11 protein-coding genes are annotated in these 14,000 nt (G+C 32.8%); 6 read left to right on the forward strand and 5 right to left on the reverse strand.

Features of this window, described 5'->3' with window-relative positions:
• The first annotated feature begins 82 nt into the window (after nucleotides 1-82).
• From AC23MC_RS06960 to AC23MC_RS06980, 5 genes are read left to right on the forward strand one after another with little or no spacing between them, the layout of a single operon-like run.
• Nucleotides 83-2,257: a S9 family peptidase gene (locus AC23MC_RS06960; protein WP_487567681.1), complete on the forward strand. Its 2,175-nt coding sequence runs from the start codon at nucleotides 83-85 to the stop codon at nucleotides 2,255-2,257.
• Between the two features lie 8 nt (nucleotides 2,258-2,265).
• On the forward strand, nucleotides 2,266-3,801 hold the full coding sequence (locus tag AC23MC_RS06965; protein WP_487567682.1) for a peptide MFS transporter: 1,536 nt from the start codon (nucleotides 2,266-2,268) through the stop codon (nucleotides 3,799-3,801).
• Between the two features lie 5 nt (nucleotides 3,802-3,806).
• On the forward strand, nucleotides 3,807-5,621 hold the full coding sequence (locus AC23MC_RS06970) for a peptide MFS transporter (protein ID WP_487567683.1): 1,815 nt from the start codon (nucleotides 3,807-3,809) through the stop codon (nucleotides 5,619-5,621).
• Between the two features lie 45 nt (nucleotides 5,622-5,666).
• Complete coding sequence (locus AC23MC_RS06975; RefSeq protein WP_487567684.1) at nucleotides 5,667-6,128, forward strand: thioredoxin family protein; 462 nt, start codon at nucleotides 5,667-5,669, stop codon at nucleotides 6,126-6,128.
• Nucleotides 6,128-6,583 carry a thioredoxin family protein gene (locus AC23MC_RS06980; protein ID WP_487567685.1) on the forward strand — a complete coding sequence of 152 codons (456 nt, stop codon included), beginning with the start codon at nucleotides 6,128-6,130 and terminating at the stop codon, nucleotides 6,581-6,583. Before AC23MC_RS06975 ends, AC23MC_RS06980 begins: the two co-directional genes overlap by 1 nt.
• Before the next feature lie 3 nt (nucleotides 6,584-6,586).
• On the opposite strand, the gene AC23MC_RS06985 is transcribed toward AC23MC_RS06980, so the two are convergent.
• The 5 genes from AC23MC_RS06985 to surE are packed head-to-tail and all read right to left on the reverse strand — an operon-like array spanning nucleotide 6,587 to nucleotide 11,519.
• Nucleotides 6,587-8,617, reverse strand: coding sequence for a ComEC/Rec2 family competence protein (locus AC23MC_RS06985; RefSeq protein WP_487567686.1), 2,031 nt, complete (start codon nucleotides 8,615-8,617; stop codon nucleotides 6,587-6,589).
• A gap of 58 nt (nucleotides 8,618-8,675) precedes the next feature.
• On the reverse strand, nucleotides 8,676-9,314 hold the full coding sequence (locus AC23MC_RS06990; protein WP_487567687.1) for a C40 family peptidase: 639 nt from the start codon (nucleotides 9,312-9,314) through the stop codon (nucleotides 8,676-8,678).
• Nucleotides 9,315-9,356: 42 nt separating this feature from the next.
• Complete coding sequence (gene lpxB / locus AC23MC_RS06995; RefSeq protein WP_487567688.1) at nucleotides 9,357-10,469, reverse strand: lipid-A-disaccharide synthase; 1,113 nt, start codon at nucleotides 10,467-10,469, stop codon at nucleotides 9,357-9,359.
• A 1-nt stretch (nucleotide 10,470) separates the two neighbouring features.
• Nucleotides 10,471-10,743, reverse strand: a complete 273-nt coding sequence (locus AC23MC_RS07000; RefSeq protein ID WP_487567689.1) for a hypothetical protein — start codon at nucleotides 10,741-10,743, stop codon at nucleotides 10,471-10,473.
• Entirely contained in the window at nucleotides 10,743-11,519 is a 777-nt protein-coding gene (gene surE / locus AC23MC_RS07005; RefSeq protein ID WP_487567690.1) for a 5'/3'-nucleotidase SurE, read from the reverse strand. Before surE ends, AC23MC_RS07000 begins: the two co-directional genes overlap by 1 nt.
• A 216-nt stretch (nucleotides 11,520-11,735) precedes the next feature.
• On the opposite strand from surE, the gene AC23MC_RS07010 reads away from it, so the two are divergent.
• Complete coding sequence (locus tag AC23MC_RS07010; protein ID WP_487567691.1) at nucleotides 11,736-13,985, forward strand: carboxy terminal-processing peptidase; 2,250 nt, start codon at nucleotides 11,736-11,738, stop codon at nucleotides 13,983-13,985.
• Nucleotides 13,986-14,000 lie beyond the last annotated feature (15 nt).

Here is a 14,000-nt window from a genome sequence, read left to right on the forward strand (position 1 = left end):
CAAAAATTGCTATTTAACAGAAAAAAACACGATTTATTCCGAATTTTTCACTAAAATTGAATCTTTTTTTAATGCATCAAAAATGAATCAATTGTCAAAACTCGTTTGTTTCTTACTTCTTGTGTCCGCGACCGCGATAGGTCAGCAAAAAATCACCTTAGAAGACATCTGGTCCTCAGGAACTTTCCGAACAAAAGGAATGGATGCTTTGCAAGCTCTCAAAAACACCAATCAATATACGGTTTTAAATTTTGACAGAAATTCCAATACTTTTCAAATCGATTTGTACGATTTTGCTACGTTGAAGAAAGTGAGCACGCTCATTGATACGAAAAATCATACCGAATTAAAATCCATTGATAGTTACACATTCAATTCAACTGAAACGCAATTGCTGATTGCATTGAATTCGGAACAAATTTACCGACATTCTTCCGTTGCCGATTTTTATATTTATGACTTATCATCGAAGAAATTGCAAAAAGTAGCCGATTATAAAATTCAAGAACCAACGTTTTCTCCTGATGGAAAAAAGATCGCATACGGTTTTGAAAATAATTTATATGTGTATGATTTAGGTTCTGATAAACATACTCAAATTACGACAGACGGAAAGAAAAATCACATCATTAACGGAATTACCGATTGGGTTTATGAAGAAGAATTTGCTTTCGTAAGAGCTTTTGATTGGAATAGTTCAAGCACACATTTAGCTTACATCAAATTTGATGAAACCGATGTGCCGGAATTTTCAATGGATGTGTTTGGGAAAGAATTATATCCTTCGCAAGAAGTTTTTAAATACCCAAAAGCAGGAGAAAAAAATGCGTTGGTTTCTTTGCATACGTATGAAATAGCTTCAAATCAAACCAAAAACATCAATTTGAGTCAATATAATGATTTTTATATTGCTCGAATGAAATGGACAAATGATGCAAATGCGTTGAGTATTCAAGTGTTAAACCGTCATCAAAATAATTTAGATTTACTTTTTGTGGATGCTAAAACCGGAACGACAAAAGTAGTTTTGAATGAAAAAGACGCAGCTTATGTTGATGTAACCGATAATTTGACCTTTTTGAAAGACAATAGTTTTATTTGGACTTCCGAAAAAGATGGATTTAATCATATTTATCATTACGACAAAAACGGAAAACTTCGCAATCAAATCACTAAAGGAAATTGGGAAGTGACTTCCTATTATGGTTTTGATGAGAAAAATGGACAAGTGTATTATCAATCGGTTGAAAATGGTTCTATCAATCGTGATGTTTATAAAATCAAATTGGATGGAAAAAGTAAAGTTCGATTAACCAACAAAACCGGAACTAACAAGGCAACTTTCAGTCCAAATTTTCAATATTTTATCAATTCTTTCTCGAGTTCAACTGAACCAACTTCCTACACATTACACAATTCCAAAGACGGAAAGCTAGTTCAATCCATCGTTGATAATAAAGAATTAGCTTCCAAATTAGAAAGTTACAATCTTCCCACCAAAGAATTTTTCGAATTAACTACAGAAAAAGGTCATAAATTGAATGCTTACATCATCAAACCGAAAGATTTTGATGCTTCCAAAAAATACCCATTATTATTATTTCAATACAGCGGACCGGGTTCACAACAAGTAGCCAATCAATGGTTGGGAGCGAATGATTATTGGCACATGCTATTAGCCCAAGAAGGCTATTTGGTAGCTTGTGTGGATGGAAGAGGAACCGGATTCAAAGGAGCTGCTTTCAAAAAGGTGACTCAAAAAGAATTAGGAAAATACGAAGTAGAAGATCAAATTGATGCGGCAAAAGTATTAGGAAATTACCCTTACATCGATAAAACCCGAATCGGAATTTGGGGATGGAGTTATGGCGGATTTATGTCCAGCAACTGTATCTTAAAAGGAAACGACGTTTTTAAAACCGCCATTGCTGTTGCTCCGGTAACCAATTGGCGTTTTTATGATTCGATTTACACCGAAAGATATATGCAAACTCCACAGGAAAACGCAAGTGGTTATGATGATAATTCGCCTATCAATCACGTAGATAAATTAAAAGGAAATTACCTTATCATTCACGGAACAGCCGATGATAACGTACATTTTCAAAATGCAACTCGAATGATTCGTGCCTTGCAATTGGCCAACAAACAATTTGACCAAGCTATTTATCCCGATACAAACCACGGTATTTACGGCGGAAAAATACGTTTACAATTATATACTAAAATGACTAATTACCTTAAAGCTAACTTATAACCAAACTTATGACAAACGATACTTCGCTGGACAAAAAAGAATTATTCGGACATCCATTTGGACTTTTCATCCTTTTCCTTACTGAAATGTGGGAACGATTTTCCTTTTATGGAATGAAAGCTTTACTAATTTATTATCTAGTAAAATATCATTTATTTTCAGATGAAGCTGGAAATTTTATTGTTGGAGGATATGCCGCAATGGTTTATGCTCTTCCCGTTGTGGGAGGTTATTTAGCCGATAAATATTTAGGATTTAGAAAAGCAGTAATTTTCGGTGGAGTTTTACTAGTACTCGGACATATTGGTTTAGCTTATGAAGGCCATCAAGCCTTTTTAGCTGAAAATGGTGAAGTAGTTCAAGATAAGTTTGCCTTGCAAGCCTTTTTCTTTTCACTTTCGTTAATCATTTTAGGAGTTGGATTTTTAAAAGCCAACATTTCTTCAATAGTAGGAGCACTTTATGAAAAAGAAGATATTCGAAGAGATTCCGGTTTTACTATTTTTTATATGGGAATTAATTTGGGTTCGTTTGTTGCGACTTTGTTATGTGGATGGTTAGGGGAAAATTATGGCTGGGGATATGGTTTTGGAGCTGCCGGAATAGGAATGATTATAGGTTTAATAACGTTTATTTATGGGCAAAAATATTTAATGGGCAAAGCTGAGCCTAAGAATCCTGAAATTTTAAAGAAGAAAGTTTTTGCCGGAATTTCAGTTGAATGGTTGATTTACATTTTATCAATTGCCAGTTTGTTTATCATCGCTCAAATGGTACAGCGTCATACTGTAGTAGATTGGATGTTGAGGATAACTGGAGCAATTGCTTTATTAATGATTATTTTTTACAGCATTAAAGAAGAAAAAATTATTCGTGAGCGATTGTTGGCTTTGACAGTTTTGATTATTTTCTCAGTGGTATTTTGGGCTTTGTTTGAACAAGCCTATACTTCTATGAATTTATATGCAGACCGTGTGTTAGATCGTGAACTATTTGGATGGACAATTCCCGGACCGTGGTTTTTAAGTTTAAATGCATTATTTATTATTATTTTTGCTCCAATAGTTGCTAATTTATGGGTGAAACTAGGTAAATATAATCCAAATACAACTGTGAAATTTGCCTTTGCTATTATATTGGTAGGATTAGGATTTGGAATGTTAGTTATTGGTGCAAATGTAACCGCAGATGGAGCTAAAATTGCTATGATTTGGTTAGTGTTAGCTTATTTTCTTCATACAATGGGAGAACTTTGTTTATCGCCGGTAGGTCTTTCGTCAGTTACAAAATTAGCTCCTCAAAAAATAGTAGGCTTTATGATGGGAGTTTGGTTTTTAGCTACAGCCAGTTCAGAATTCATAGCTGCTGTTTTAGCCAATTTAGCCAAAATTGATACAAAAGGAGGAGAAGTTACAGATATTACAGTTGCTTTAACTAGTTACACCGATTTATTCTCAAAATTATTCTGGGTAGGATTAATCTTTGGAGGAATATTATTGTTGCTTTCACCACTTGTTAAAAAATTAATGCACGGAATTAAATAAAAATTATGGAAACAAACTCAACCGATCAATTTTTCAAAAGCACAGTTCTTGGTCATCCCGCTGGACTTTTTGTATTGTTTTTTACCGAAATGTGGGAACGTTTTTCATTCTATGGAATGCGTTCGTTACTCGTATTATTTTTTATGGCTTCACTCACTGATGGTGGATGGGGTTGGGATCAAGCGACTGCCTCTTCGCTTTTCGGTTCTTACGTTGGTTTGGTATATTTATCTACCATGCTTGGAGGTTATTTTGCTGATAAAATTATTGGTTACAGATGGGCTGTAGTTGTTGGAGCACTATTAATGACTTTAGGTCACTTTGCAATGGCTTTTGAAACACAGTTTACAATTTATTTAGGTTTGGTTTTATTGGTTTTTGGTAATGGATTTTTTAAGCCTAATATGACTTCAATCGTATCTGAGATGTACAAAGACAGACCGGAGAAAAAAGATGGAGCGTACACCATTTTTTATATGGGAGTAAATGCCGGAGCCTTTTTTGGTATTTTATTGTGTGGTTATTTAGGCGAAAAAGTAGGATGGGGTTACGGATTTGGATTAGCCGGAATATTTATGTTTTTAGGTTTAGTTCAATTTTGGTTGTCTCAAGATATTTTTGGAAATATTGGTTTAAAACCGGTTAAAAAAGATCAAATTGTAGTTGATGTTAATGATACTGATATCAGAGTTCCGTTTTCCAATTGGCAAATGGGTATCATCGCAGCATCAACTTTATTGGGATTATTATGGATTATTAATGCTCCGGCTTCAAAAATTTCTAAATTATCAGGAGGATCATTTGATGTATTTGGATTTTTAGGTGAAAACGGGAATAATATAGCCATTTTAACTGCATTAGTACTTTTTATAATTCTTTTGGTTTACAGATTACTACAGTATTCCAAAACAACGCGTGAGAAACTTATTGCTGTAACTTTCTTCGCATTTATCACTATATTTTTCTGGGCAATTTTTGAACAATCGCCTAACAGTTTGACAGTTTTTGCAGAAAAATATACCAATAGAATCTTAACAGGAAATTCAAGTATTATTTTCTTGGTGGTAAATTCACTTTTAACGTTAGTTCCTTTATTAATAATTAATTGGGTAATGTATCTTTTGTTCAAGAAAACGTTTGCAAAGTATTCTGTGGCAAACATTGTTCTCAGTATAAGTTTTGTAATTGTTTGGATTATTGCTATTTGGATGTTAGTGAAAGATTATTACACCGCGGGTTATTTAACTCTTTCCGATAGTACGTTAGAATTTTTAAAAATCGAAAAAACAACCATTCCACTTACTGAAGTGCCGGCAACATGGTTTTCAACACTAAATTCATTATTCATTATTACATTAGCACCTTTATTTTCTAAAATTTGGGAAAGTAAATATAATCCAAGTGCGAATGTAAAATACGGATTAGGGATGATTTTACTCGGATTAGGAATGGTTGCCGTTGCTTTTGGAGCAGATGGAATTGCACCCGGAGCACAAACTGCCTCAGTTAGTATGATTTGGTTAATTTTAGTATTTTTGTTTCATACGATGGGTGAATTATGTATCTCTCCTGTTGGATTATCCTATGTGAGTAAATTAGTTCCTGCCAGAATGATTGCTTTTATGTTCGGAGTTTGGTATCTTGCCGTAGCAATTGGTATGAAAGGGGCTGGTATGTTTGGTGAAGAAGTTGAAGCAATTGCAAATGAAAAAGGAATTAGCTATTTCTTTTGGATGTTAGCAATTATTTCCTTCATTTTAGCAGCTTTTTCTATAGCAATGGGGCCGGTCATCAAAAAACTAATGCACGGTGTTCGATAATTTTCGGCATCATTTTTGAAAATAAAGAATTTAAAATAATTTAATATGAAAAAGGTATTCTTGCTTATTGCTTTTATAACGGTTTCTTTCGTACAAGCACAAGAAATTAAATGGATGTCATTTGATGAAGCAATGGCTTTACAAAAGAAAAATCCAAAACCAATTTTTATGGATGTATACACCGATTGGTGTGGGCCATGTAAAATGTTGGATAAAAATACGTTTCAAACCAAAGAATTTGCAGACTACATCAATGCTAATTATTATGCTGTAAAATTTAACGGAGAAGGCAATAACGAAGTAAATTACAAAGGTAAAAAATATGCCAATCCGGGCTATGATGCTAATAGAAAAGGAAGAAACAGTATGCATGAATTTACCGGATTTCTAAAAGTTGAAGGATATCCTTCAATGTATGTTATGGATAAAAAAGGTGAAATTGCCAAAGTAATTGTAGGTTATTATCAAGCAGATCAATTATTAGCAGAACTAAAAGAAGTTAAATAATGAAAAAGGCGATTTTATTTTTACTTTTTCTTTGTGCAGTAAACACTGTTTCAGCACAAGAATTAACTTGGCATACAGATGTGAATAAAGCCATAGAAATATCATCTAAAACCAATAAACCAATGCTTTTGTTTTTCACAGGAAGCGATTGGTGCGGATGGTGTATCAAACTACAAAAAGAAGTTTTCTTTAAACCAGAATTTAAAGAATGGGCTAATAATGTTGTGTTGGTAGAATTGGATTATCCTCGTAAAACAAAATTAGAACCGGCATTGGCTCAACAAAATGCTCAAATGCAGCAAATTTTTCAAGTTTCAGGATATCCCACAATTTGGTTAGTTTCGCCTCAAAAAATCGGAGAGCAAATCAATCTTCAACAGTTAGGAAAAACAGGTTATGTAGCTGGCGGACCAACAAAGTGGATTGAAGTTGCCAATCAGTTTTTAGTAAAATAATAATTAGTCTAAACTAATTCGATAATATCCCTTTTCGCTGGTAGAGTGAAAAGGGATATTTTTTTTCTGACAGGTTTTCTCCCAATATTCAATTAACGTTTTGTAATTACTACCGTCTGCAATAATTATTTTAGGGTCTAGTTCTATAAGCAATCGCTCAAAATTAATTTTTGGAGATTGTGTTAGCAAAACGATTTCCGGTTTATAAGGAAGTTTATAAATGCCTTTTTCATCAATAACTAAAATCTTCGTTTTATTAATCCAATATACATTTTGAAGGGTTGAAACACTGTCAATTTTACCAAAATTGTTTTGGATATAATTTTTAATCACATAATTTGAGTTTATCAAAGAATCGTTACTATGCAATATAATCTCATTATTTTCCTTACTCGCCAGAATGGTCTTTTTTGGATATTGAAAAATGATAAATTCGTTTTGATTTTTATGAAATTCCATCGAAACAATAATTGAAATTTGAAAAATAAAAACAGTCATCAACGCCAAAATAATTCCTTTTGAAGTTGGTTTTTTGATATAAAGAATGATACAAATAATTGCCAAAAGTGAACTTAGTAAGATGTAATAATTAAACGGAATATCTTTTATAATAAATTGTTCAAAAGAGGAAACTAAACTCACATAGCCATTCATAAATCCTATTAATCCTGAAAGAAATTCAACCAAAAGCGAAAAATAAATCCCAATGGCAGATAGAAGAATACTTACCATTCCTGTCATCAATATTAACGTTAGCAATGGAATGATAACCAAATTGGTAACAAAAAACAAACCAGGAAATTGATGAAAATAATAAATGCTTAACGGCAATACTCCAATTTGAGCAGCAAATGAAACGGTTAGAATATCATAAAAATACCCAACAATTTTATTTTTAGGAGTCCATAATTTACTCAGTAAAGGTTGAATAGTTACGATAGAAAAAACCGCACAATAACTCAATTGAAAACCAACATCAAAAATAAAATTGGGTTTAAATAGCAGCAAAATTAGAATTGACGAACCTAATGTGTTGTAAATATTCGTCTCTCGGTTCATATACATGCCGATACTCACAAACGTGAACATTGTTACAGCTCTCACAACTGAAGCCGATAAACCTGAAAGCATTGCAAAAGTCCACAATATGACAATTAAAAGAATTGGCGTAATAATTCTTCCATGCCTAATTCGTTCGACTGGTTTTAATAATGCTTTAAAAAAATAAAGTAAGATTCCAATATGTAAACCCGAAATAGCTAAGATATGAATGGCTCCAGATTTAGAATAATTATCTAACGTTTCTTGTTCAATGTTTTGTCGTTGTCCTAAAAACAAAGCTTTGATGATGTTTATTCTTTCGGTTGGAATGTTTTCATTTTCAAAAAAAGCAACGACTTTGTTTCTTGTTCTTTCTAATAAAAAATTCAGGTTTTCCTGTTTGGCAATTACTTTATAATTCTGATTTTCTAGATATAATTGATCAAAAACATCTTTCTTTTCCAAATAAGCAGCATAGTCAAATTGATACGGATTGTGCGGTCTGATGATGGGTTTCAGTACTGAATTGGCTAAAATTTCATCACCAATTTCAAATTCTTTTTCCGCATCTTTCTTATTCAAAATAATTAAAAGTTTTCCTTTTGTTTCTTTTTTATTGACGGATTCAACTTCCATAAAATACTTAAATGAAAATTGATTGGGTTTTAGCTTTTCTGAAATCACACCCTTAACCAGACACTTTTCAGAAGAAATATAATTAGAATTTGAATAATGAGAAGCTTGATTTTTAGGATAGTGCAATGCAAAAAGAAAAATTCCAATTGTAAAAGCTAAGACATAAGATGAGATTCCGAAACTTAATCGAAATTTCAAATTTGTTCTAAGAAAAAAGTATAAAATCAAAAACGGAACTAATGCAACTAAAACAATTAGCAATGCCAAATACACATCCGGTTTGATTTCATTAGAAACTAAAATTCCTAAAATCAAACAGATAGTAATAACAATAGTAGGAAATTTTATCACTTTCATGGAAACGAAAGTAATAAAAAATTTAATTAGTAAGAAAATTTACGGTAAAATTTTAGAACTAAAAATGTTCTTCAGATAAAACCCGATTTGCTTGGGCAAAAGTTCTTTGATAATAGGCTTCTTTGGTAGAAGAAATAATCACACCTCGTTGAACAGAAGAATGAATAAACAAAATTTCATCGTCACGTACTTCGGTAACTAATCCAACATGATTAATAACGCCGCGACTGCTGGTTTTAAAAAAGACCAAATCGCCTTTTTTAACGTCTTTTAGCTTCAATTTTTGACCCACTTTAGACATGTCAATGGAACTTCTTGGTAGTGAAATATCATACGTTTTAAAAACAGTGCTTACCAAACCGGAGCAATCCATTCCGGCCGTTGTAGTTCCGCCACCACGATAGCGAACACCTTCGTATTGCATTGCAGAACTGATGAGCTGCTTTACAAAATAGGAGGTATTGTCGTCATCCGGAACAAAATCTTCATCGTCTGATTCTGTAATTCTGGATTTTTTTGAAGTTTTTGCAGTTTCAGTAGTTTTTCGCGTGTTTTTTGCAACAGCTTTCGAATGTTTTGGAGCAGTGTAAATACCTTTTTTCTCGGCTTCACTCTTACTGGTAACAATGCTGGAGGAGGTGGATTTACATCCCACCAAAAAGAACAACAAAAAAGATATAATGACTGCGTTTTTCAAAAATTTTGATTTTTACAAAGTTAAAAAATAGAATGTTTAGAATCAAGAAATATGTGCAACAATTAATTTAGCTACTTTTTCACTTGCTCCTTCGCCACCTAATTTTTCTTCTAAAAGATGGTATTTTTCAATTAAATTCTGGCGGTAATTCTCATCCAAAATTTTACTTAGTTCAGTTTTAATATTTTTTGAATTACATTGACTTTGAATCAACTCGGTCACCACTTCTTCATCCATAATTAAATTCACAAGCGAAATGTATTTTAATGTAATAATTCTTTTAGCAATTTGGTACGAAATCCAATTTCCTCTGTAACAAACCACTTCAGGTACTTTGAATAATGCTGTTTCCAAAGTTGCTGTTCCTGATGTAACCAATGCAGCATGAGCAAAACTCAATAAATCATACGTTTTATTCGAAATAAAATGAACAGCTTTGTTGGTCAGAAATTGCTGGTAAAATGAATAATCTTGTCCAGGAGCTCCGGCAATCACAAATTGATAATTCGGAAAATCATTCACAATAGCCAACATTTCATGCAAAAGTTTGCTAATTTCCTGTTTTCTGCTTCCTGGTAAAAGAGCAATTATGGGTCTTTCGTCTAAATTGTGTTCTTTTCTAAAGGTTGATTCGTCCACTTTTGTTCGGTTATGAATCGCATCAATCAACGGATGACCAACAAATTCAACCGGAAAATGATGTTTCTTCTCATAAAAATCTTTTTCAAACGGAAGAATCACATACAATTTGTCAAAATCACGTTTGATATTTTTAATTCGATTTTCTTTCCAAGCCCAAATTTGCGGAGAAATATAGTAATGAGTGGGAATTTTTTTCTTCTTAGCCCATTCGGCAATTCGCATATTAAAACCGGGATAATCAATAAAAATAATTACATCGGGATTAAATTGCTCAATGTCTTTTTTGCAAAAAGTGATGTTATTTAAAATGGTTTTTAGGTTAAAAATCACTTCAGCAAAACCCATAAAAGCTAGTTCTTTGTAATGTTTTACTAAAGTTCCGCCAGCTTTTTGCATCAAATCTCCACCCCAAAACCGAATGTCAGCTTGAGCATCTTCTTTATGAAGAGCTTTCATTAAGTTTGATCCGTGTAAATCGCCCGAAGCTTCGCCGGCTATAATGTAGTACTTCATTTTAAACAAATATAGTGACAATAGTTAAAGCAATTGTTGCTAAAACAACTCCGCGAGCCATCAATTCTTTGTTGTATTTTAATAGCACAAAGAACAAAATTACGTTGATTACGGCTCCGAGAGCAATTAATTTCCCTAGGGAATTCTGTGTTTTTAAAGCAATTATTCCATCGGCAAATTCAAAATCTGTTGCTAATGAAATGAAAAGAAATACACCAATAAAAGCACCAATAATTCCTAAAATGAATCCGATGAGTAAATCTGTTTTTTGCATTATAAATTGAATTTATACGTATTTAATTTTTGAATAGCATGGTGAGCTGTCAAGTCAAATTGAACGGGCACAATTGAAATGTATCCATTTTCAAGAGCCCATTCATCAGTGTCTTCACCTTTATCTTGGTTGATAAATTCTCCTGTGAGCCAGTAATAATCTTTTCCTTGAGGAGTTTTACGTTTGTCAAATTCTTCTTTCCAAAAAGCTTTGGCTTGTCGGCAAACTTTCATTCCTTTTAAATCTTTTTCTTTTAATTTTGGAAAGTTAACGTTTAAAATCACACCTTCGGGCAATCCATTTTCCAAAACTTGTGAAGCAATTGTTTTGATTGAATTTTTAATCGGTTCAAAATCGGCATTCCAATCATAATCTAATAATGAAAAACCAATGGCTGGAATTCCTTCGATTCCGGCTTCAACAGCTGCACTCATCGTTCCTGAATAAATGACATTTATCGAAGAATTTGAACCGTGATTCACACCAGAAACACACAAATCCGGCTTTTGTTTCAAAATTTCATTCACAGCCAATTTTACACAATCTACCGGAGTTCCGGAACAACTGTATTCTTCTTTTACATCCGAATCAAAATTTACTTTATTAATAAAAAGTGTGTTATTGATGGTGATGGCGTGACCCATTGCACTTTGAGGACTGTCGGGAGCAACTACCACAACATCGCCCAATTGTTTCATTACATCAATCAAGGCTCTGATGCCTGGAGCAGAAATTCCGTCGTCGTTGGTTACTAAAATTAGAGGTTTTTTACTCATTACGAATGATTAATTTTGAATTTATCTTGAATATAAACCACAAATTTAGTTTTATCATATCCTAAAGAAAACAAAATTAACTCTTTTTAAGATTTTGAAGCCTAACAAATTTCATAACTTTGTTTGGTTAAGTGATTTTTTTGAAATTAATTTACTTAAAAATTGAACCTATAACAGAAGTGGCATAATTTTTATGACTACTTATAAAGAAAGATAATGAAAACTATATTGCTATTTATGAAAAGAAACTTAAAATTGGTGTTATTGACAGTTGTTTTGTCGGTTGCACTGTTGGCATTTAATGCTATAGATTCAAAGAAAAGTGAGAGCTCCGATCCTGAAAAAGATAAACTTTTAATAGATTTATTGACTTTTGTAATAGAACGTGGCCACTATGATCCTGCTGCAATTGACGATAATTTGTCAAAAGGGATTTATAAAGATTACATTGAGGCATTAGATCCTTCAAAACGATTTTTTCTGCAATCGGATATTGATGAGTTCTCAAAATATGAGACGTTAATTGATGATCAAATTAAAAACAAAGATTTGTCATTTTTTGATTTGACATACAATCTTTATTTAAAGAGAATGCAAGAAAGTCAGAAGTACTATAAAGAAATTTTAGACAAACCATTTGATTATACTGTTGATGAAACCATCAATACAGAATATGAAAAACTTCCTTATGCTAAAAATACGGCTGAATTAAAAGAACGTTGGAGAAAGCAAATTAAACTATCTACTTTGTCATCTTTAACAGATAGAATTAAGTTGCAAGAGGACGAAAAGAATGGTGTTATTGATGAAAAAATCAACGATATTGATGATGAAAAGCTGAAAGAAAAATTAAAAGCAGAAAAGGATAAAAAGAAAGAGGAAAAACCAAAAACGCTTGTAGAACTTGAAAAAGAAACTAGAGAAAGTTCTTTAAAATCGTTAGATGATTACTTTACTTTCATCAAAGAATTGGATAGAAACGATTGGTTTGGCGTTTATGTAAATGCCATTGCTTCCCGATTTGATCCACACACTAACTATATGGCTCCTGATGATAAAGAACGTTTTGATGTAAGCATCAGCGGTAAATTTGAAGGAATTGGAGCTCGTTTACAAAAGAAAAACGATTTAACCGAAATCACCGAATTAATTTCTGGTGGTCCGGCTTGGAGAGGAAAAGAATTAGAACCGGGTGATATTATTTTAAAAGTAGCTCAAGGTAGTGAAGAGCCGGTTGATGTGGTAGGAATGCGATTGGATAACGTAGTTAAAAAAATCAAAGGTCCAAAAGGAACTGAAGTTAGATTAACTGTTAAAAAAGTAGACGGAACAATGAAAGTTATTTCATTAATTCGCGACATGGTTGAAACCGAAGAAACGTATGCCAAATCAAGTGTAGTTGAAAGAAACGGAATGAAATACGGTATTATTTATTTACCTAAATTCTACATCGATTTTGAAAACCAAGACAGTCGTGATGCCGGAAAAGATGTGGCAATTGAAGTGGAACGTTTGAAAGCCCAAGGTGTAAACGGAATCATTATGGATGTTCGTGATAATGGCGGTGGTTCACTAAAAACAGCAGTTGACATTACAGGATTATTTATTGAACAAGGACCGGTGGTTCAAATTAAATCGGCAGGAACAAAAAAAGAAGTTTTATACGATAGAGATCCAAAAATTCAGTGGGACGGACCTTTAGTAGTGATGGTGAATAATTTCTCTGCTTCGGCTTCAGAAATTTTAGCTGCAGCAATTCAGGACTACAAAAGAGGTGTTGTGATTGGTAGCAAACAAACCTACGGAAAGGGAACGGTTCAAAATGTGATTGATTTAAATCAATTTGTACGTGGTAATAATGTTGGCGATTTAGGAGCTTTAAAAACAACTACTCAAAAATTCTACAGAATTAATGGAGGTTCAACACAATTAGAAGGTGTAACCAGCGATGTTGAAATGCCGGATCGTTATTCCTATATCGATATTGGTGAAAGAGATTTGGACAATGCCATGCCATGGACAAAAATTGACCCAGCTCCATTTACCATTTGGGATAAACAAACTAATTTTGATCGTGCTGTTCAAAATAGCAAAGCAAGAATGGCTCAAGACGAACATTTTCAATTAATTGAAAAAAGTGCACGATGGACAAAAGAAAGAAGAGATGCTTCGGTTTATAGTTTAAAATTAGATGCTTTTACGGCTGAACAAAATAGTTTGGAAGAAAAAAGCAAACAATTCAAACCGATTTCAGATTATAAAAATGATTTGGTATTTAAACCAATTCCGCAAGATTTTGAATTGATGAATAAAGACGAATCTTTTAAAGAAAAAAGAGAGCGTTGGTTTGAAAGTCTTTCAAAAGATATTTATGTTGAAGAGGCTTTAAATGTGTTGGATGATTTACAATCGAAACCGGTTGTAAAAGGAAAAGTAGATTTAAAGAAAAAAATTGTAAAATCATAAACGGCAAATTGTATC

The organism is Flavobacterium sp. T50_26 (assembly GCF_057652995.1).